Origin of the sequence: Enterobacter sp. 120016, assembly GCF_018383635.1 — a bacterium.
GTDB lineage: Bacteria > Pseudomonadota > Gammaproteobacteria > Enterobacterales > Enterobacteriaceae > Enterobacter > Enterobacter asburiae_D.
Genome location: NZ_JAHAWC010000007.1, coordinates 148,724 through 168,795 on the forward strand (window position 1 = coordinate 148,724; position 20,072 = coordinate 168,795).

Below are 20,072 nucleotides of genomic sequence, written 5' to 3' on the forward strand. Positions count from 1 at the left end.
GTGCGTCACATTAAAATGCAGAACCGCATGATTGACTGGAGAAAAGGCTGTATGGCGACACTAACCACCACCCAAACGTCACCTTCGCTGCTTGGCGGCGTGGTGATCATCGGCGGAACCATCATTGGTGCCGGGATGTTTTCCCTGCCTGTGGTCATGTCCGGTGCGTGGTTCTTCTGGTCGCTGGCCGCGCTGGTCTTCACCTGGTTCTGCATGCTCCATTCCGGGCTGATGATCCTCGAAGCAAACCTGAACTACCGCATTGGCTCCAGCTTCGACACCATCACCAAAGATCTGCTGGGCAAAGGCTGGAACCTGGTGAACGGGCTATCCATCGCGTTTGTGCTCTATATCCTGACCTACGCGTATATTTCGGCGAGCGGCTCGATTCTGCATCACACCTTCTCGGAGATGTCGCTGAACGTTCCGGCGCGTCTGGCGGGGCTGTGTTTTGCGCTGGCTGTGGCGTTTATCGTCTGGATGAGTACCAAAGCGGTGAGCCGCATGACGGCGATTGTATTAGGCGCTAAGGTCATCACCTTCTTCCTGACCTTCGGCAGCCTGCTGGGGCACGTGACGCCCGCCACGCTGTTTAACGTCGCCGAAGTAAACACCTCCTACACGCCGTACCTGCTGATGACCCTGCCGTTCTGTCTGGCGTCGTTTGGCTACCACGGTAACGTGCCGAGCCTGATGAAGTACTACGGCAAAGATCCGCGCACCATTGTGAAGTGTCTGGTCTACGGCACGCTGCTGGCGCTGGGGCTGTATGTGATTTGGCTGCTGGGGACGATGGGCAACATCCCGCGTCCGGAATTTATCGGCATTGCCCAGAAGGGCGGTAACATCGACGTGCTGGTGCAGGCGCTGAGCGGCGTGCTGAACAGCCGCAGCCTGGATCTGCTGCTGGTTATCTTCTCTAACTTTGCGGTGGCGAGCTCTTTCCTCGGCGTAACCCTGGGCCTGTTTGACTACCTGGCGGATCTGTTTGGCTTTGATGATTCTGCGATGGGGCGTTTCAAAACCGCGCTGCTGACCTTCCTGCCACCGATTGTGGGCGGTCTGCTGTGGCCGAACGGCTTCCTGTACGCCATCGGCTATGCAGGGCTGGCGGCAACTATCTGGGCGGCGATTGTGCCAGCGCTGCTGGCACGTAAATCACGTAAACGCTTCGGCAGCCCGAAATTCCGCGTGTGGGGCGGCAAGCCGATGATTGCGCTGATCCTGGTGTTTGGTGCTGGCAATGCCCTGGTACACGTGCTGTCGAGTTTTAACCTGCTGCCTGTTTACCATTAAACCGTGCGGCCTGATCCCCTCACCCCGCCCCTCTCCCGAAGGGAGAGGGAGAAAACCGTAGGCCGGATAAGGCGAAGCCGCCATCCGGCAAAAAGGCTACCCCACCAACTCCTCTTTCACCTGCATGGCCAAATCAAACGAATGCAAACGCGCCTGGTGATCGAAAATCTGGCCGTTAACCATAATTTCATCCGCCTGCGTTTCGCGCAGCACCGCGTCCAGCCCGTGACGCACTTTCGCTTTATCACCTACCAGCGACATACTCAGCGCCTGCTGAACACCATACTGTTCGGAGGCTGACCACAGCTGATGCATATTCTCCACCGGCGGCGGAAGCTGGCCTGTTTCACCGCGACGCAGTTTTACAAACGCCTGCTGCATAGAGGTGAACAGGAATTCCGCGTCGCGATTGCTGTCGGCGGCAATGATGTTGATACATACCATCGCGTACGGCTTCTCCAGACGCTCGGACGGTTTGAAGTTCGTGCGGTAAAGATGCAGCGCCTGATGCAGCATATCCGGTGCGAAGTGCGAGGCGAAGGCAAACGGCAGCCCCAGCTGTGCGGCGAGCTGTGCGCTGTAGAGGCTTGAGCCTAACAGCCACACCGGGATCTTCTCACCGTAGCCCGGTACCGGGCGCACGTGCGGGTTCGGATCGCGCGCGTCGAACCAGTCAACCAGTTCGGCCACGTCGCGCGGGAAGTTGTCGATATCGCCGCTCATATGGCGACGCAGGGCGCGCATGGTCGGCTGGTCGCTGCCGGGCGCACGACCAAGACCCAAATCAATCCGCCCCGGATAGAGGGTATTCAGGGTGCCAAACTGCTCGGCAATCACCAACGGGGCGTGGTTAGGCAACATCACACCCCCCGAACCAAGGTGTAAAGTTGTAGTGTTTGCGGCCAGATAGCCAATCAGTACCGAGGTGGCAGCGCTGGCGATGCCCACCATGTTGTGATGCTCGGCCAGCCAGTAGCGGTGATAGCCACGCTTTTCGGCCAGCTGAGCCAGATCGAGAGAGTGCGAAAAGGCTTCTCTTGCCGAGGAGCCTTGTGGGATCGGCGCCAGATCCAGCACCGAAAACGGAATGGTTTTGTCAGTCATAACAGCTCACTTTGTCGACGGTGAATCTTTAATACTGCATTAAAAAATGATAACCGTTGTTAACAAAGTGAGCCTTTTTTACGCCTGCAATTCCAGCCCGGCGAGACGCTTCCAGTAGCCGTTGCAGTCGCTATTTGCCGTCAGCGGCAGCGGAGCGGCACCGTTTTCGTTGGCGCGGAAGGCGTCAAGCATCGCGAACACGCCGGTATCCAGCGGCGACAGCCGAACCATATCCACCAGACCGTCCATCGACGCCAGCTCGTTGCCGAGGTTATAGACATAGCCGCTCATGGTTTGAATGCCGTTCAGGACAAACACCTGCTGATTCTCCTGTGACAGCATGCTGCGTCCGTTCGGGTACTTGATGCAGCAGGTTTCGCATTCGTCTTTCGGGCGGTCTTCCGAGCGCGCGGTAAAGCAGCGGGCGGAGTAGGCCAGCGGCAGATGGCCGTAGCTCAGCACCTCCACTTCAAACTGATTGCGAATGCCCAGCTCGTCGCACTGATTCAGCAGGTTAGCCAGCCAGTCGCGAGAGAGTTCTACCGGCATGCACCAGCGCGTCATCCCCTGTTTGAGCAGCAGACGCAGGGTGACGGCGTTGTAGCAGTTCAGGGCATGACCCGCGACAAACGGCAGCTTGCGTTCAGCGCACATGTTCACCACGCCGAGATCGCTCGCTTCCAGCAGGAACTCGCCGTTTTCGACGTAGCGCTTCAGCTCGCCCAGTTCGGAAGACGCCTGCACCAGCGCAAGCGTGGAGAGCACCACCTGCTTGCCGCTGCCGGCCAGGCTTTTCGCCATATCCAGCCAGTCGCCCACTTTGGTGGCGCGGCGCTTGCTGCACACCGCTTCACCGAGGTAAATCACATCGGCGCTGCTGGCGGCGGCCTGTTGGTAAAAATCTTCCAGCGTCTCTTTTGGCCAGTAGTAGAGAACCGGTCCTAATGAATATTTCATGATTATCTCACTGCCATTTACGGTGATACGCGCCCAGCGTGGTTTGCGTGCCTTCGGACATCGATCCGAGCGTCTCCATCCAGGCCTGCTGCGGAGCGTAGTTCTGCGGATCCGCCATGCAGCGGTCGATGGCCTGACGCCACACTTTCGCCACCTGGCTCACATAGGCCGGGCTGCGCTGGCGACCTTCGATTTTCACCGAGGCAATATTGGCCGCCAGCAGTTCCGGCAGCAGCTCCAGCGTGTTAAGGCTGGTAGGCTCTTCCAGCGCGTGGTAGCGCTCGCCGTCGACCAGATAGCGGCCTTTACACAGGGTTGGATAACCGGCGTTTTCGCCGTCCTGATAGCGGTCGATCAGCACCTCATTCAGACGTGACTCCAGCCCCTGCGGGGTCTGCTGCCAGCGAACAAAGCGGGCAGGGGAGCAGGCTCCGACGGTATTCGGCGATTCACCGGTTAAATAAGAGGAAAGATAGCAACGGCCTTCGGCCATGATGCACAGGCTGCCAAAGGCAAAAACCTCCAGCGGTACTGGCGTGACGCGCGCGAGTTGCTTAACCTGATGAATAGAGAGCACGCGCGGCAGCACCACGCGGGCCACGTCGAAGTGTTGATGGTAAAAACGTACGGCCTCTTCGTTGGTGGCAGATGCCTGAACAGAGACGTGGCGCTCAATATGGGGATAGCGTTCTGCCGCATACTCAAGCATGGCGAGGTCGGCCAGGATCAGCGCATCGGCGCCCAGCTGTGCCGCCATATCCACCGCGCGCTGCCAGCGGGCGTAGCCGTCAGGATGAGCAAAGGTATTGATGGCGATATGCAGCTTGCGGCGATGCTGGTGAACGAAGTTAACGGCTTCCTGAAGCTTTTTCTCCGTAAAGTTGAGGCCAGCAAAATGGCGGGCGTTGGTGTCATCTTTCAGCCCGATATAGACCGCATCGGCCCCATTTTCGATGGCCGCCTTAAGCGCCGGAAGATTTCCGGCAGGGCAGAGCAGCTCCATAATTTATCCTGATGTAGTCGATCGCAAAATTGTTAACGAGCTGGGATTTTAATTAACCCATACGCGACAATTTTTGATTTAAGGCAGCTAATGGCGTATTGATGGCACCAATAATGAGGTACGACGGACGACGGTTTGTTGATTTACGCCGCTATGTTGCGCTTCGGATATGGCAAAATAGCAGGACTATAGATATCAGGGAGTAAAGCTCGTGCTGGATAAACTGCGTTCACGTCTCGTACAATTTGGTCCATCAATGCTGAGCGTGCCGGTCAAGCTGGCGCCGTTCGCGCTTAAACGTCAGGTGCTGGAGCAGGTCCTGAGCTGGCAGTTCCGCCAGGCGCTGCAGGACGGCGAGCTGGAATTCCTGGAAGGCCGCTGGTTAAGCATTGAAGTGCGTGACATCGGGCTGCGCTGGTTTACCTCCGTTGAGAATGACCAGCTGATCGTACGCGAATCTGCCGAGGCGGATGTGAGTTTTAGCGCCAACGCCAGCGATCTGCTGATGATCGCCGCGCGTAAGCAGGATCCAGATACGCTCTTCTTCCAGCGCCGTCTGGTAATTGAAGGCGACACGGAGCTGGGCCTGTACGTTAAGAATTTAATGGATGCCATTGAGCTGGAGCAGATGCCGAAAGCGCTGCGCGTGATGTTAATGCAAATGGCAGATTTCGTTGAGGCCGGGCTGAAAACCCCGCCGGACGGTAAACACACTTCAGTAGGTGAGCCATGCTGATTCGAGTCGAAATTGGGATTGATGCGCCGGGGATCGATGCGTTGTTACGCCGCGCCTTTGCGAGCGATGCCGAAGCCCAACTTGTCCACGACCTTCGCGAAGACGGCCTGATTACGCTGGGGCTGGTTGCCACCGATGACGAAGGTCAGGTGGTGGGCTATGTTGCCTTCAGTCCGGTCATCGTTCAGGGCGAAGAGCTGCAGTGGGTAGGCATGGCGCCGCTGGCGGTAGATGAAAGCTATCGCGGGCAGGGGCTGGCACGCCAGCTGGTCTATGAAGGGCTGGATTCGCTCAATGAGTTCGGTTATGCGGCCGTTGTCACGCTGGGCGATCCGGCGTTCTATGGCCGTTTAGGCTTTGAGCAGGCCGCGCATTACGATCTGCGCTGCCGCTGGCCGGTTACGGAATCCGCTTTCCAGGTCCATCGTCTGGCGGACGACGCGCTCAACGGCGTGAATGGTCTCGTCGAGTATCACGACCATTTCAATCGCTTTTAATCAGGCTCTCGCGTAGCGCCTCAAAGGAGCCGTCTCCGGTCACGAGGCGCTCTTTCTGGCGCTTCGTCAGCTGCTTGATGCGGTATTCCAGCCTGAGCGCCAGCGATCGGTCGCCGACGGCCGCTGAGAAGGCGAGCTGTAATTCCCCTTTCCCCCGCAGCGCCTTTGCCCCTTTTCCCGTTTGATGTTGTAAAAAACGCCGCGCCACATCGGTGGTGATCCCGGTGTAGAGGGCATTATCAGCGGTTCGGACAAGATAGAGAAACCAGCACACGGTAAACAGATTCAGTATGTTAAGGTGAACGCACCATAGCATGAGAGAGAACGAAAATGGAAACACTGGCCGCCATTAACCGCTGGCTGGCGAAGCAGCATGTTGTCACCTGGTGCGTCTATGACGAGGGGGAAATGTGGTGCGCAAATGCGTTTTACTACTACGACCCAGAGCGCGTGGCTTTTTATGTCATGAGCGAAGACAAAACGCGTCATGCGCAGATGACCGGCCAGCAGGCAAAGGTGGCAGGCACGGTAAACGGCCAGCCAAAAACGGTCGCGCTGATCCGCGGCGTGCAGTTCAAAGGCGAGATCCGTCGTCTGGACGGCGAAGAGAGCGACGCGCGCCGTAAGCTCTACACGCGCCGCTTTCCCGTTGCCGCTGCGCTAAAAGCCCCGGTGTGGGAAATCCGCCTCGATGAGCTGAAATTTACCGACAACACCCTGGGCTTTGGCAAGAAGCTGCATTGGCTACGCGCCGAGCAGGCGTAGCGCTTCGCGGTTAAACGCCGGGAGATCGTCCGGGGTACGGCTGGTGATCAGCTGGTCTTTGTCGTTGACCACCTCCTGATCGTAAAACTCGGCCCCCGCATTTTTCAGATCGATAACGATCGGTTTCACGGCGGTGAGCTTACGCCCGCGGACCACTTCTGCGCTGATGAGCAGCTGCGGGCCGTGACAGATGGCAAAGACCGGTTTGCCGGTGGAGACAAAGTCCCGGGTGAAGGTCACGAAGCGCTCGTCCCCGCGCAGGGAATCCGGGGAATGGCCGCCGGGTAACAGCAGGGCGTCAAAATCTGAGGGGCTCACGTTATCGATGGTCTCATCGATGGTTACGCTGGCCTCGCCCTTATGGCCTGTTACCGTTTTGCCCGCCTCTTTCTCAATGGTAATGACCTCATGTCCCGCCTTGCGGAACGCCTCTGCTGGAGAGGTGAATTCTGAATCTTCAAACTCGTCGGTAATCAAGACTGCGATTTTCTTGCCCATGCTTCCTCCGTTGTTTTGGCTTCAGACTGATTTTTCTCCGCTTGTGGTAAATACTTACCTGTAACAGACTTCTAAGTGTGGTCGACGACGCTGAGTTCGCAAACGGACAATTCTGTAAAGGGGATAAGATGAGTCAGGTATTGATTACGGGTGCCACCGGGTTAGTGGGCGATCATCTGCTGCGGCTGCTGATTCAGGATCGCCGCGTAAACTATATCGCCGCCCCGACGCGTCGACCGCTGGCAGATTTATCCGGCGTCTTTAATCCGCACGATCCTCAGCTGACGGACGCGCTGGCGCAGGTGCAGGATCCTATTGATATCGCCTTTTGCTGTCTGGGCACCACGCGGCGGGAGGCGGGCAGCAAAGAGGCATTTATCCACGCCGACTATACGCTGGTGGTGGACACCGCGCTCACGGCGAAAAAGCTGGGGGCCAAACATTTTCTGGTGGTCAGCGCGCTGGGTGCCAGTGCCGGATCGCCTTTCTTCTACAACAAGGTGAAGGGCAAGATGGAGGATGCACTGATTGCGCAGAAATGGGAGCAGCTGACGATTGTGCGCCCGTCGATGCTGATCGGACACCGGGACGAACGCCGATTTAACGAGTCGATACTGGCCCCGCTGTTTCGCATCCTTCCCGGCAACTGGAAATCCATCGAGGCGCGGGACGTCGCCCGCGCGATGTTAAAAGAGGGGCTGGCCCCGTCGAAAGCGGGCGTAAACATTATCCCTTCGGCAAAACTGCGTGAAATCGCGCAGGGCGAGGCGTAAACTCCCCCGGCTAATAACCTAATACTCTCCGGGGAATGCTATGACTGGTCAGTCTTCATCTCAGGCGGCAACACCTGTTCAATGGTGGAAGCCCGCACTCTTCTTTCTCGTGGTCATTGTTGGCCTCTGGTACGTGAAATGGCAGCCGTACTACGGCAAAGCCTTCACCGCCGCCGAAACGCACAGCATCGGTAAATCTATTCTCGCGCAGGCTGAATCCAACCCGCTTCAGGCGGCGTGGAATTACGCCATGGTCTACTTCCTTGCCGTCTGGAAGGCCGCCGTCTTAGGCGTGATCCTTGGGTCACTGATTCAGGTGCTTATCCCCCGCAACTGGCTGGTGAAAACCCTCGGGCAGCCGCGCTTTCAGGGCACGCTGCTGGGAACGATTTTCTCCCTGCCGGGCATGATGTGCTCCTGCTGTGCCGCGCCCGTGGCTGCAGGGATGCGTCGTCAGCGCGTGTCGATGGGCGGCGCGCTGGCGTTCTGGATGGGCAACCCGCTGCTCAACCCGGCAACGCTGGTGTTTATGGGCTTTGTGCTGGGCTGGCATTTCGCGTTCATCCGCCTGGTCGCCGGGCTACTGACCGTGCTGGTGGTGGCGACGCTGGTGCAAAAACTGGTGAAGGATACTGCCGCAGAACCCGCAGCCGTTGAGCTGGACGTCAGCGAGCCGCAGGGTGGCTTCTTTGCGCGCTGGGGCAAAGCGCTCTGGCAGCTGTTCTGGAGCACCATCCCGGTCTATATCCTGGCGGTACTGGTTCTGGGGGCGGCGCGCGTCTGGCTCTTCCCGCATGCGGATGGCGCTATCGACAACACGCTGATGTGGGTCATTGCGATGGCGGTTGCGGGCTGTTTGTTTGTGATCCCAACGGCGGCGGAAATTCCGATTGTTCAGACCATGATGCTGGCCGGAATGGGCACCGCGCCGGCGCTGGCGCTGCTGATTACGCTGCCGGCGATCAGCCTGCCGTCGCTTATCATGCTGCGTAAGTCGTTCCCGGCGAAAGCGCTGTGGCTGACCGCGGGGCTGGTGGCGTTGAGCGGGGTGATGGTGGGGAGTGTTGCGTTGATGTAAAAAAAGCCCGGTGGCGCTAGCGCCTACCGGGCCTACAGTCAGGTGTGGATTACTTAATGTAAGTAAACGCGGTGGTGACGTGCTTCACGCCGCTCACCCGGCTGGCGATATCCGCCGCCGCTTTCCCTTCACGGTCGGTCACCAGACCCAGCAGGAACACTTCGCCGTTTTCAGTCGTCACTTTCACGTTGGAGGATTTCACCTGGTCCGAGCCCAGCAGCTGGGAACGCACTTTGGTGGTGATCCAGGTATCGGAAGAGGCGTCACCCAGGCCAATTGGCTTGCCCTGACGCACTTCGTTAAACACCTCTGTGGTCCCTTCGACGCCCATCGCAATCTGTTTCGCGCGAGAGGCGAGCTCCAGATTCGGCGCCTGGCCTGCCAGCAGCACTTTGCCCTGATAAGCCGTCACGTTGATACGCGCTTCTTTCTTGATTTGTTCGTCTTTCGACAGCGCACTGTTGACGCGCAGCTCAAGCGTACCGTCATCCACCTGCGTCCCCACAGTGCGTGGATCGGTTGCCGCTTTGGTGCCTACGGCGGCGGTACCCACAACGGCCGCAGCGATACATCCCTGAAGCAGTAATGCAGACATAAGGACTGCGAGGGTCGATAAAGCCTTCATAAGAACTCCTTAATCATCCTGGTGAGGGAAAAGCGTGTTATCGATCAAATCACATAAGCAGTTCACCGTGAGCATATGCATCTCCTGAATACGCGCGCTCCGGTGAGAAGGAATGCGGATTTCCACATCCTGCGGCCCAAGCAGACCCGCCAGCTCACCCCCGTCATAGCCGGTTAAGGCTACGATGGTCATGTCGCGGGTGACGGCAGCTTCAACGGCTTTGACAATATCCCGGCTATTGCCGCGCGTGGAGATGGCCAGCAGCACATCTCCGGCGTGACCCAGGGCTCGCACCTGCTTGGCGTAAATTTCGTCATGCAGACGATCGTTAGCAATCGCCGTTAAGACCACATTATCGGTATTAAGTGCAATGGCGGGTAAACTCGGGCGTTCTGTTTCAAAGCGATTGATCATGCTGGCAGCAAAATGCTGTGCGTTGGCGGCTGACGTGCCGTTGCCACAACAGAGGATTTTGTTGCCATTAAGCAGGGATTGCACCAGCGTCATTGCGGCACGCGAGATAGCATCCGGAAGGGCTTCCGCCGCGGCAATCTGAGTCTGGATGCTTTCTGTGAAGCACACTTTAATTCTTTCGAGCACGTTATCCCTTTTAAATCTTAATTATGCGTCTTCGCCAAAAGCGTTTTTAAGCCATTCGATCTCATTTCCGGTGAAGGCTATCACATCGAACCGGCAATCCACAGTATCAAAGCTCCCATTATGGCGGGCAAGCCACAAGTGGGCAGTCTGTAATAATTTATGTTGTTTGGCGAGCGTCACGCTGGCGGCAGCACCGCCAAAACGGGAGGACTGTCGAAAGCGGACTTCCACAAACACGATGACCTGACCGTCTTTCATGATCAGGTCGATTTCGCCGCCGCGCCCGCGGACGTTAGCGGCAATAAAGCGCAGTCCTTTGCCTTCAAGCCAGCGACGCGCCTTTAACTCCCACGCATCGCCGGTCTCTTTACGGCTTAACTGGCCGGGACGATTTGTCCCTGCTGGTATTTGAGCCATGATAACTTCCTGTTGATCACGCAGTCCTGAGTCGCGGTCAGATCGCCGGTGTTGCCGTTAAGCTCAAAGCCCGGCACCTGACGCATCTGGGTAAAGTGGTTCGCCAGCGCCCATGCATCGACACCCATCGCATACAGACGCGCCAGCGAATAATCGTTACGTACGGTACTCAGCGCCTGCTGCATCAGCGCCGGGTTGCTGCCTGCCAGCATCGGGATTTCGCTGTACTGCAGACCGTCCATTTCCAGACGGAAATCCGGGCCTGCGGTGCCCTGCGCGCTGCGCGAGCTGGCGTAGAGCGTTGCGCCGCTCTGGCTGCCGTTACGCATCGCGATCATCGGTTTGATAAAGGCAATCTCCTGCGGCGTGGCAACGATATAGGCCGCATCCACTTTACCGCCACCGCTAATCTGCGCGTCGGTAGGTGGGGCAGGGATCGTCAGGCCGCCAATCGTCACGCCCTGCTGCTGTGGCAGGCTCGCGGTGACAGGACTGCCGTTAAGCGCGATACCCGCTCCACCGTTTACGCCAGCACGCAGTTCAGAGACGGAACCGAATTTCTGCTGCAGCACCACGCCGCCGCCCAGCTTCTGCCACTCATCGGCAAAGGCGTTGGCCACGCGATCGCCCAGCGCGCTGCGTGGGATGAGCAGCAGCGGAGCCTGTTTGCCCTGCTCGTGAATATGGCGTGCCGCATCGCGGGCTTCATCTTCAGGGGAAAGCGCGAAATAGCAAATATTGGCCCGGTTCTGAACCTGCTCGGGCTGGTTGAGCGCCAGCACGTTCAGCGTGGTATTGCTCTTCATCAGCTCTTCCACGTTGTTTTTCAGCAGCGGACCGACAACGATGCTCGCCCCGTCCTGTTGGACCTGCGCCAGAACCTGGTCAAGCGGCTGAGAGCTGGTGTCGTAGATTTTCAACTCAGCGCCCGGGTTGGCGCTGGTGGTTGCCACGGCCTGCGGCTGCACAGCAGGTTGAGCCGCGGGTTGCGCAGGCTGCTGTTGAGGCTGTTCTGCTGTTGTGCCAGGCGCTGGCGCCGCTTGCGTCTCGGCCGGAGCCTGAGCAGCAGGTGCTGTAGTAGCCGGGGCTGCTGCAGCCGGTGCAGCTGTAGCCGGAGGCGTCGTCGGAGCCGTCACCGGGTTTTGCATCGTACCCTGCGCCGGCGCTTGCGCCGTGGTCAGGTCGCTGGTCTCTGCTGCTGACGGGCTGACAACGTCATTCACGTTAGCCGCCTGAGCCGCCTGCGCGGGAACCGCACTGCCGGTTACCGACGTCGTGCCGTTTTTCGCTGCTTCAAAGCCCTGCTGAATAGTTCGGCCAAACACCGCCGCCTGGCCGTTGAGCGGCAGGAGCAGGGCGATTTTGCTGGTGGACGCTGGCTTAAAGTTCTGCACGTTCACCAGCTGGGTTGGCAGCATTTTCGCCCCCGGGTTTTGCGGGTAGCGCGTCTGCCAGTCCGTAATACCGGCCTTCAGCATCTTTGGATCGCTGCGGTTGTTAAACCACATCTGCTGCAGATCCAGCCAGCCCTGCAGGACGTTTTCATCAGCGTTGATGACCAGCGCCTGCGCCTGTTCCTGGGTCATAGAGGCAAGCGCTTGCCAGGTGGCATCGATATTTTTCTGCTTATCGGCACCGCCGAGCAGCGGCTCTTGCGCGATGAGGGCGCGAAGCAGCGTCAGGGAAGGACGCCCCTGCTCTGCGGTAATGCCCGCCTGCCAGAAGCGAGCCTGCTGATTTTTATCCAGCGCGCTCACGTCAATGTCCCCGAGGATCTTCTTCGCGGCGGCGTAATCCTTCAGCGCGACCTTAAGCTCGGCAGAGAGCAGGCTCTGCTCACGACGCTGGGCGTCGTTAAGATCTTTCGGCAACTGGTTAAACAGTTCGGCAGCCTGCTGGGTTTTACCCTCTTTCAGCAGTGCACGAATGGCGAGTAATTGCCAGTTGGTCTTGGTATCATTTGAACTCTGCGACATTTGTTGCAGATAAAAGCCAGAATCAGCCTGAGCAGAACCCTGAAGATGGGCGGTGCTCTGGTCAGGTGCCTGGGTGCCACAGCCTGCAAAGATCAGGGCTGCCAGCAGAAGCGGCACGCTGCGCGTGGCTTTTTTTCGAAGAAACGTTAACGGTACCATACTGTATCCAGTGATTTTTTTTACGCAATGCTCAATATTAAATCGGCAATACGGACGAAACAATGAAACAACACGAAACGGCAGATAATTCTCAAGGCCAGCTTTATATTGTACCTACTCCTATCGGGAATTTGTCTGATATTACCCAACGTGCGCTCACCGTACTGCAAGCTGTTGATTTAATTGCTGCTGAAGATACCCGCCACACTGGCCTGCTGCTGCAACACTTCGCGATTAACGCCCGTTTGTTTGCTCTGCACGATCACAATGAGCAACAAAAAGCCGAAACGCTGGTGGCGAAGCTGAAAGAGGGGCAGAACATTGCGCTGGTCTCCGACGCCGGTACGCCGCTGATCAACGATCCTGGCTATCACCTGGTGCGTACCTGTCGTGAAGCCGGTATTCGCGTTGTGCCCCTGCCGGGGCCGTGCGCCGCCATTGCTGCGCTGAGCGCGGCGGGTCTGCCGTCTGATCGTTTCTGCTATGAAGGCTTCCTGCCGGCCAAATCCAAAGGCCGTCGCGACGTGTTAAAAGACCTGGAGGCGGAACCGCGCACCCTGATTTTCTACGAATCCACGCACCGCCTGCTGGAGAGCCTGGAAGATATGGTGACCGTCTGGGGAGAGGCCCGCTACGTGGTGCTGGCGCGCGAGCTCACCAAAACCTGGGAAACGATCCACGGTGCGCCGGTGGGTGAACTGCTGGCGTGGGTGAAGGAAGACGAAAACCGCCGCAAGGGTGAAATGGTGCTGATTGTCGAAGGACATAAGGCGCAGGAAGACGCGCTGCCAGCCGACGCGCTGCGCACGCTGGCGCTGCTGCAGGCGGAACTGCCGCTGAAGAAAGCGGCGGCATTAGCGGCGGAGATCCACGGCGTGAAGAAAAATGCGCTGTACAAGCATGCGCTGGAGCAGCAGGGGGAGTAATCCAGATGAGCCGCTATCAGCCTCCGTTCACCATCACACCCTTTATCCTCAATCAGGTGGTTGAGATTGGTGAGCTATTGGGGCACTGGGCGGCACATTCAGGTAGAACTTCGCCGCTTCTCCGTAAAGAGAACCGTATTCGAACCATTCAGGCTTCGCTAGCCATTGAACACAACTCGCTGACGACAGGGCAGGTGACGGCAATCATGGATGGCAAGCGCGTGCTTGCACCTGAAAAAGATATTCAGGAAGTACGTAACGCTATCCTGGCATATGAAAAATTGCCCGAATGGAAGCCCTGGAAGCTCAATGACTTACTCAGTGCGCACCGATTATTGATGATGGGTCTGGTCGATCATCCCGGAAAGCTCAGAAATGGGGACGTAGGGGTGTACCGTGGAAACCAATTAGTCCACATGGCTCCGCCTGCCTCGCAGATGAACCGCCTTATCGACGATCTTCTTTCCTGGCTTAAGCAAACCGATCTTCACCCGCTGATTGCCAGCTCGGTATTTCATTACGAGTTTGAGTTTATTCATCCCTTTTCGGATGGAAATGGCCGCATGGGGCGGCTGTGGCAAACGCTGATCTTAAGCCAGTGGCGTGCAGAGCTTGCATGGCTGCCCGTTGAGACACTCATTCACTTCCAGCAAGCGCGCTATTACCAGATTTTAGGACAATGCGATCGGGCCAGTGATTGCACGGCATTCGTGGCGTTTATGCTGCAAAATTTGGCCGAAGCTTTGCGGGAAAGCATCGATATGACATCCATTATGTCGGAAAAAGTGTCGGAAGAATTGTCGGAAAAGGAAAACACGATCCTTGAGCTTCTTACCGTTCAACCGAAAATGACTGCGGTGATGTTGGCCTCTGTATTGGGCGTGACTTCCCGCACCGCGGAACGCTATCTCCATTCTTTGCAAACAAAAGGTAAATTAAAACGCCTGGGGGCAAGGAAAGGGGGAAGCTGGCAGGTGATGGCTTAACCTGCCAGCCGAACACTTTTTATTTTCCTGGCACCGCCTCAAACACCAGCGTTTCCAGCGGCTGCAGCGTAATCACCACCGCGTTTTTGTACTCCTCAGGTACGGTTGAATTACTGCCGTACACCGCTTTCAGACTAAACTGCGCCGCGTTTCCCGTCGGGATTTCGAAATCTTTCGCCAAATCCAGGAAGTAGCTTTGCGGCCTATCCGACGGGTTACGCAAGCCGAGAATCGCTTTGTCCTTGCTCCAGGATGCCCAGCCGTAAACCTGCAGCGCGGTTGGATCGCCACCAATCCAGTGCGTATCCACCAGCACGCTGGCGTTTTCCCGCGACCACTTCGCCGCCTGCGCAAGGGTATCCCACTTCGCCTTGTTAAGCATTGAAGGGGTGATATACAGCTCCTGTAGCTGCGTGCCGGTCGCGAAGTAGCTCCAGACCTGATCGGCAAAATCGCTGTCCGTTTGGATTTTCTCCAGCCCGTAATAGGCATTTTCCGCGCTGACGATCCCGTGGTACATCAGGGAGTTCAGCGGGAACAGCGGGCCTTTGCGCACAATGGAGCGGTACGTTTCCGCATCGCGGTAGGTCATCCACTGCTGCACCGGCGTGCCGGGGCCGTACAGGTTGATGTCATCGCCCTGGCGCCAGATCGAGTCGGCGTAGAACAGCCAGGACGGGCTGGCGTTGGTACCTGTCGTCAGGTTGATAAACAGATTCGGGTTGGCGCTGCGCATGTTATGCAGCAGGGCGATAGAGGCGTCAAAATCCGAGGCATACGGGCTGCCCTGGATATGCGCGTTGGCATTACCCATCCCGTCCAGCTTGAATGAGGTAATGCGTTCGTTTTTGATAAGCTTAACGATCTGCTCATTGAAGTTCTTAAAGTAGTTCGGCCCTGACAGCGCAAGCTTCCCGTCGACGGTTTCGAACCCATACTCTTTTGCATGCGAGACGCGAACGTCGCGCGGCTTGTTGTAGCCTCCCCACGGTGAGAGCCACAGTCCGACCGAGCTGTGCAGGCTGTCGGCTTTTTCCCGAACCTTGCCAAAACCGTTGCTGAATGCCGGGCCAAACAGCCAGCGCCCGGTAAGGTCGTCCCAGCCGTCGTCCAGCAGGAAGGCGTCCAGCGCCACGCCGCGTCCGGTAATGAACTCCTTATTCCACTCGTCCATCCGCCCCAGCACATCCTGCTCGGTGTACGGATTGAAAAAGCCGATATCCATCCAGCTGTTGTAGTGCAGATAAGGCTTGTACGGTCGTGGACGCACGGTATCAATAAACTGATTCACGCTGCGGCGCAGCTGGCTGATTTCCGGGAAGGTGCCGAACCAGGTGGTAAAGCTGACCGGAGTTTCCGGCTGGATCGGCGTTTTCAGTTCTACGTTGAGATTGGTGGTCGCCTCATAGGCGTAAGTGTTAACGATGGGCTTGTCCGGCAAAATAAAGAACGAATCAGCAACGATCGGTGAGCTGTTGATCGCCCCGTCAACATAGGGTGCCTGAGACTGCTTTTTCGTCGGGAAGAAGGTAATTTTCGCCACGTCTCGCGGCTGGCCGACTGCGGCAACGGTGTAGTCGATGCTGGCGTATTTTCCCTTCACCAGGTTCAGCTTCACCGTTACGTTAAAGTCCGGATGGGTAAAGTCGACGACAATTGCGTTGTCCTGCTTCTCGACGTGCTTAATGGTGAAATCCGCGGTGTGGATTTTTGTCTCGTCCGGCAGCGTCAGGAAGAACAACTCCTGCGGCGTGAGCGGATGGTTAGCCTTATTGTCCTTAACCACTACCGTTGAGTTTGCGTCATCAAACGACAGAGCAATATTGTCGTTATTGAGCGCGTAGTTGGCGGCCAGAGCGCCGTGAGAAACAAACAGGGCCAGCAGCGAGAGTGTGAGCACTTTTTTCATCAGGGTAAGATTCCTTATTAGTAATGCTTCAGCATTCGGTTGATGGATTGCTCCAGCCAGTAGCGCTGGGTGCCGAAGTTAATCCGCAGGTAGTTTTCGCCGTTTTGCACGTAGTGGCTGCCGTCTTCAATCACGACACCGGCCTGCTGGGCGAAATGTTGGGTCAACTCTGTGGCGCTGCGGTCGTCGGCGCTTACGTCTATCCAGGCCAGATACGACGATTCCGGGTTCATCATCTTCCACGCCGGGAAGTGGGTCTGAATAGCGTCCGCAAGGTAGCGGGCATTCCCTTGCAGATAGCCGTTCAGCGCGTCGAGCCACGGCAGGCCGTGCTGGTAGGCGAGAATAATCCCCCATACGCCGAACATATTGGGTGAGGTAATCGAGTTCTTCTCAAGCTGCTGGCGGAAGCGCTGGCGCAGCGAATCGTCCGGGATCATGGAGTAGGACGTTTTCAGCCCGCCCAGGTTGAAGGCTTTATTTGGCGACGTCAGCACGATCAGGTTGTCCAGTGCGGCACAGCCCGAGGTCAGACAGCTGACGAATGTGCCGTCCAGAATGTGCTCAGCGTGAACCTCATCGACCACCAGAATCGTGCCGTAGCGTTTACAGAGATCGGAGACCTGGCGTATCTCATCCGCGCGCCAGATCCTGCCCGAGGGGTTATGCGGCGAGCAGAAGAACCACAGTTTTGGACGGTGGGTTTTGAGCTGATCTTCAACCAGATTAAAATCCAGCTGATAGCGGTTTTCCTTCACGGACAGCGGGTTAGCAAGCACCCGCACGCCCTGGCGCTGTGCCGCCATCGCAAACGGATCGTAGACTGGCGTGTTCATCATCACGCTATCGCCAGGCGTGCAGAACGCCTGGACCGTGTAATGCAGCGTGGAGACGGTGCCGTAGGTCAGGGTGATCCACGACTTCTCCACCTCAACCTGATGACGCGTGCGCTGGAAGGCTATCACCGCGTCGTAAAATTCGTCGAAGCACCAGGTATAGCCAAAGGTGCCGTGCTCCACGATGCGCTGGAAGCCTTCAATAACGGCCGGCGGCGAGGTGAAATCCATATCTGCGATCCACAGCGGGATAAACCCCTGCGGGACATCACCAAAGCGTGAGCAGACAAACGCATGGTCCCATTTACGGCACTTATCGCTTTTACGCTCGATGATTTTGTCGAAATCAAACACAACAACCCCCTGTTAGATTAAGGCTTCAATGCCGGTTTTGACGCTCTGCACCTGCGGGCCGATGATCACCTGAACGCTGTGAGCATCCAGCACCACCACCGACAGGGCGCCAGCCGCTTTCAGCGCCTGCTGATCGATAAGCCCCATCTCCTTCACGACCAGGCGCAAGCGGGTGATGCAGTTGTCGAGCGACTCGATGTTCTCTTTGCCACCGAGCGCGCGCAGGATAAGCCCGTGATCGTATTTCGATTTTCCACGCGCGCGGGTGTTGGCTTCGACGGCCTGCTGCGCACCCTGCGCGTCCACCTCACGGCCCGGCGTCTTGATATCGTGTTTGAGGATGTACCAGCGGAAGACGAAGAAGTAGATGGCAAACCAGGCGATACCGACCGGGAACAGCAGATACCATTTGGTCGACATCCCCTGCATCACGCCGAAGATGAGCAGATCCAAAATCCCGCCGTCGGTGTTGCCGATGGTGACTCCCAGCAGGGCCATCACCATCAGCGCCAGGCCCGACATCACGATATGGAAGGCGTAAAGCGCGGGGGCGATAAACAGGAACAGAAACTCAATCGGTTCTGAAATACCGGTGACGACGGAAACCAGCACGCCGGAAAGCAGCAGCCCCTTAATTACCGGGCGGTTTTCCGGGCGCGCGGTGCGGTAGATGGCGTACGCCACGGCAGGCAGGCCAAAGATAAAGGTCGGCATAAAGCCTTGTGACAGAAACGCAGTAACGTGCGGGCTAAACGGCAGTCCGGCTTTCAGCTCGGCGTAGAAGATATTCAGCGCGCCGGCCACTTCATGACCGTTGACCATCTCAATGCCGCCTGCTGGCGTGAAGCGCACCATCGCCAGCAGAATATGGTGCAGACCAAAGGGTTTAAGCAGCAGCACGCCTACGCCGTAGAGGAACGGTCCGAAAACGCTGGTGCTCTGAATGATATGGCCAATTCCGGCAATCCCTAGCGCCACGTATTCCCACAATAGCGGGATAAACAGCCCGACCAGCGACAGCGTGAGTGCGGTAATGATGGGCACAAAACGAATGCCGCTGAAAAAGGCAAAAGCATCGTGTAACACGGTGTCCTGAAAACGCTCGTGCAGGAAGTAAGTGATTACCCCCACCACGATGCCGCCCAGCACGCCCATCTCCAGGGTCTGGATCCCCAGCACGATCGATTGTCCTACCTGTCTCATGGTGGCGGCGTCGGCAAGCTGGTGGGTGGCGGTCAGGTAGTAGTTGATGCTCATGTTCATCAGCATATAGCCAACGAACCCGGCAAAGGCGCCCACGGCCTTGTTGCGTTTGGCGAGGCCCATCGGGATAGCCATGGCAAACATCAGCGGCAGATAGGTAAAGGCGAAGCCGCCCACCATGGCGATAAAGCCAAAGGTCAGCTGCGTTAACTCGCCGCCCAGAAAGGGAAAGCTTTTAATAGTGGAAGGGCTGGTGACGGAGCTACCGATACCCAGCAGCAACCCCATAAAGGCCAGCAGAGAGACCGGGAACATAAACGTCTTTCCCAGGCTTTGGAAAAATTCCCACGCTTTCGATTTAAACGACTTTTCCTGTGTCATGTAGGGACTCCTCGGATTTTTAGGATAATGGAAGGCGCTGTCCGGCTTAAGGACGCGCCTTCATATTTGCGAGGCTTATAGTTATTTTTTAGGTATTGACGTAATGCGCGATGGGATCAGGCTTCGGCAGGAAGCAGGAGCCGGTTTGCCGAGCCGCAAACGGCGATCTTGCTTCTGACCACCTCTTTCATGGCGTCCATGCCGACCCGCATGTAGAAGCGCGGATCGTTACCCTGCGGGTTTTCGGCAAACCAGGCTTTAACCGCGTCAGAGAAGGCAATTTTCAGCTCGGTGGCCACGTTGACTTTGCATACGCCCAGCTCGATGGTGCGGCGAACAAACTCATCCGGCACATCGCTCGCGCCGTGCAGCACCAGCGGCACGGTGACCACTTCGCGGATTTCCGCCAGCCGCTGGAAGTCGATTTTCGGACGTTTGGTATACAGGCCGTGTGCGGTGCCGATGGCGACGGCAAGGCTATCGACGCCGGTCAGTTCGACGAAGCGTTTCGCCTCCTGCGGATCGGTGAGGAACGCGCTTTCGGCGTCCACGCTCATGTCATCTTCCACGCCGCCCAGACGGCCCAGCTCTGCTTCGACGCTGCAGTCGTTGAGGTGGCAGAAATCGACCACCGACTTCACCAGCTTCACGTTTTGTTCAAACGGATAGTGGCTGCCGTCGATCATCGCGCTGCGCACGCCCGCGTTGACCTTGTGGCGAATATCGTCCAGCGATTCGTGGTGATCGAGATGCAGCGCCAGCGGCATGTCGTAGGTGTGGGAGTATGCGCTGCACAGGGCGTAGATCTCTTCCAGCGCAATATGCTTAAAGGTGCCCGGCGTGCCCGCGAGGATCACCGGCGATCGCATTTCGCTGCACGCTTCAAGGATCGCCTGGATCGTCTCCGCGTTGTGGATGTTGAACGCCGGAACGGCGTAGCCTTTTGCCTGTGCGTCCTGCAGAAGATATTTGGTTGAAATGATACTCATGATC

Annotated in this window: 21 protein-coding genes; 8 read left to right on the forward strand and 13 right to left on the reverse strand. The window is 57.4% G+C overall.

Going from position 1 to position 20,072, the window contains the following annotated elements:
• Positions 1-51: 51 nt before the first annotated feature.
• Positions 52-1,296 (forward strand): tryptophan permease, encoded by a 1,245-nt coding sequence (mtr, locus tag KIF87_RS12490; RefSeq protein WP_213328882.1) that lies wholly within the window; start codon positions 52-54, stop codon positions 1,294-1,296.
• Positions 1,297-1,392: 96 nt separating this feature from the next.
• Here the strand turns inward: mtr and KIF87_RS12495 are convergent, their stop codons facing one another.
• The 3 genes from KIF87_RS12495 to ubiU form a co-directional block, all read right to left on the reverse strand.
• On the reverse strand, positions 1,393-2,400 hold the full coding sequence (locus KIF87_RS12495; protein ID WP_193941448.1) for a luciferase-like monooxygenase: 1,008 nt from the start codon (positions 2,398-2,400) through the stop codon (positions 1,393-1,395).
• 78 nt (positions 2,401-2,478) lie between these two features.
• A complete protein-coding gene (locus KIF87_RS12500; protein ID WP_121424757.1) occupies positions 2,479-3,357 on the reverse strand; it encodes a U32 family peptidase in 879 nt (292 codons plus the stop codon).
• A 7-nt stretch (positions 3,358-3,364) separates the two neighbouring features.
• Positions 3,365-4,360, reverse strand: coding sequence for a ubiquinone anaerobic biosynthesis protein UbiU (ubiU, locus tag KIF87_RS12505; protein WP_023309326.1), 996 nt, complete (start codon positions 4,358-4,360; stop codon positions 3,365-3,367).
• Between the two features lie 211 nt (positions 4,361-4,571).
• Between ubiU and ubiT the strand changes: the two genes are divergently transcribed.
• Positions 4,572-5,096 (forward strand): ubiquinone anaerobic biosynthesis accessory factor UbiT, encoded by a 525-nt coding sequence (gene ubiT, locus KIF87_RS12510; RefSeq protein WP_023333580.1) that lies wholly within the window; start codon positions 4,572-4,574, stop codon positions 5,094-5,096.
• The gene (locus KIF87_RS12515; protein WP_213328883.1) at positions 5,090-5,593 is read left to right on the forward strand and encodes a GNAT family N-acetyltransferase; all 504 of its coding nucleotides are present in this window, start codon (positions 5,090-5,092) and stop codon (positions 5,591-5,593) included. The genes ubiT and KIF87_RS12515 overlap by 7 nt, the downstream gene beginning before the upstream one ends.
• Here KIF87_RS12515 and KIF87_RS12520 read toward each other — a convergent pair.
• Positions 5,580-5,909 carry a GIY-YIG nuclease family protein gene (locus KIF87_RS12520; protein WP_045260079.1) on the reverse strand — a complete coding sequence of 110 codons (330 nt, stop codon included), beginning with the start codon at positions 5,907-5,909 and terminating at the stop codon, positions 5,580-5,582. The two genes, KIF87_RS12515 and KIF87_RS12520, sit on opposite strands and share 14 nt — an antisense overlap.
• Positions 5,910-5,923: 14 nt before the next feature.
• Between KIF87_RS12520 and KIF87_RS12525 the strand changes: the two genes are divergently transcribed.
• Positions 5,924-6,358 carry a YhbP family protein gene (locus KIF87_RS12525; protein ID WP_023309322.1) on the forward strand — a complete coding sequence of 145 codons (435 nt, stop codon included), beginning with the start codon at positions 5,924-5,926 and terminating at the stop codon, positions 6,356-6,358.
• Here KIF87_RS12525 and KIF87_RS12530 read toward each other — a convergent pair.
• Positions 6,338-6,856, reverse strand: coding sequence for a type 1 glutamine amidotransferase domain-containing protein (locus tag KIF87_RS12530; RefSeq protein ID WP_115876340.1), 519 nt, complete (start codon positions 6,854-6,856; stop codon positions 6,338-6,340). The genes KIF87_RS12525 and KIF87_RS12530 overlap by 21 nt on opposite strands.
• 128 nt (positions 6,857-6,984) lie before the next feature.
• On the opposite strand from KIF87_RS12530, the gene KIF87_RS12535 reads away from it, so the two are divergent.
• Together KIF87_RS12535 and KIF87_RS12540 are read left to right on the forward strand one after the other, a co-directional pair.
• Entirely contained in the window at positions 6,985-7,629 is a 645-nt protein-coding gene (locus tag KIF87_RS12535; RefSeq protein WP_193941440.1) for an NAD(P)H-binding protein, read from the forward strand.
• 40 nt (positions 7,630-7,669) lie between these two features.
• The gene (locus KIF87_RS12540; protein ID WP_213328884.1) at positions 7,670-8,707 is read left to right on the forward strand and encodes a permease; all 1,038 of its coding nucleotides are present in this window, start codon (positions 7,670-7,672) and stop codon (positions 8,705-8,707) included.
• Positions 8,708-8,756: 49 nt separating this feature from the next.
• Here KIF87_RS12540 and dolP read toward each other — a convergent pair whose 3' ends face one another.
• Genes dolP through KIF87_RS12560 form a run of 4 tightly spaced genes read right to left on the reverse strand, consistent with a single transcriptional unit; the run spans position 8,757 to position 12,484 of the window.
• Complete coding sequence (dolP, locus tag KIF87_RS12545) at positions 8,757-9,332, reverse strand: division/outer membrane stress-associated lipid-binding lipoprotein (RefSeq protein ID WP_029739641.1); 576 nt, start codon at positions 9,330-9,332, stop codon at positions 8,757-8,759.
• Positions 9,333-9,341: 9 nt separating this feature from the next.
• Entirely contained in the window at positions 9,342-9,932 is a 591-nt protein-coding gene (gene diaA, locus KIF87_RS12550) for a DnaA initiator-associating protein DiaA (protein ID WP_003861754.1), read from the reverse strand.
• Between the two features lie 21 nt (positions 9,933-9,953).
• The gene (locus KIF87_RS12555; RefSeq protein WP_213328885.1) at positions 9,954-10,349 is read right to left on the reverse strand and encodes a YraN family protein; all 396 of its coding nucleotides are present in this window, start codon (positions 10,347-10,349) and stop codon (positions 9,954-9,956) included.
• The gene (locus tag KIF87_RS12560; RefSeq protein WP_213328886.1) at positions 10,307-12,484 is read right to left on the reverse strand and encodes a penicillin-binding protein activator; all 2,178 of its coding nucleotides are present in this window, start codon (positions 12,482-12,484) and stop codon (positions 10,307-10,309) included. Before KIF87_RS12560 ends, KIF87_RS12555 begins: the two co-directional genes overlap by 43 nt.
• 62 nt (positions 12,485-12,546) lie before the next feature.
• Between KIF87_RS12560 and rsmI the strand changes: the two genes are divergently transcribed.
• Positions 12,547-13,410, forward strand: coding sequence for a 16S rRNA (cytidine(1402)-2'-O)-methyltransferase (gene rsmI, locus KIF87_RS12565; protein ID WP_023309315.1), 864 nt, complete (start codon positions 12,547-12,549; stop codon positions 13,408-13,410).
• Between the two features lie 5 nt (positions 13,411-13,415).
• The gene (locus tag KIF87_RS12570) at positions 13,416-14,396 is read left to right on the forward strand and encodes a Fic family protein (RefSeq protein WP_213328887.1); all 981 of its coding nucleotides are present in this window, start codon (positions 13,416-13,418) and stop codon (positions 14,394-14,396) included.
• Between the two features lie 19 nt (positions 14,397-14,415).
• Here the strand turns inward: KIF87_RS12570 and KIF87_RS12575 are convergent, their stop codons facing one another.
• The 4 genes from KIF87_RS12575 to kbaY form a co-directional block, all read right to left on the reverse strand.
• Positions 14,416-16,305 carry an alpha-galactosidase gene (locus KIF87_RS12575; RefSeq protein ID WP_213328888.1) on the reverse strand — a complete coding sequence of 630 codons (1,890 nt, stop codon included), beginning with the start codon at positions 16,303-16,305 and terminating at the stop codon, positions 14,416-14,418.
• A gap of 17 nt (positions 16,306-16,322) precedes the next feature.
• Positions 16,323-17,495 (reverse strand): MalY/PatB family protein, encoded by a 1,173-nt coding sequence (locus tag KIF87_RS12580; RefSeq protein WP_213328889.1) that lies wholly within the window; start codon positions 17,493-17,495, stop codon positions 16,323-16,325.
• Positions 17,496-17,507: 12 nt separating this feature from the next.
• Positions 17,508-19,079 carry a maltose/glucose-specific PTS transporter subunit IIBC gene (gene malX, locus KIF87_RS12585; RefSeq protein ID WP_023333567.1) on the reverse strand — a complete coding sequence of 524 codons (1,572 nt, stop codon included), beginning with the start codon at positions 19,077-19,079 and terminating at the stop codon, positions 17,508-17,510.
• A gap of 116 nt (positions 19,080-19,195) precedes the next feature.
• On the reverse strand, positions 19,196-20,068 hold the full coding sequence (gene kbaY / locus KIF87_RS12590; protein WP_213328890.1) for a tagatose-bisphosphate aldolase subunit KbaY: 873 nt from the start codon (positions 20,066-20,068) through the stop codon (positions 19,196-19,198).
• Between the last annotated feature and the right edge of the window lie 4 nt (positions 20,069-20,072).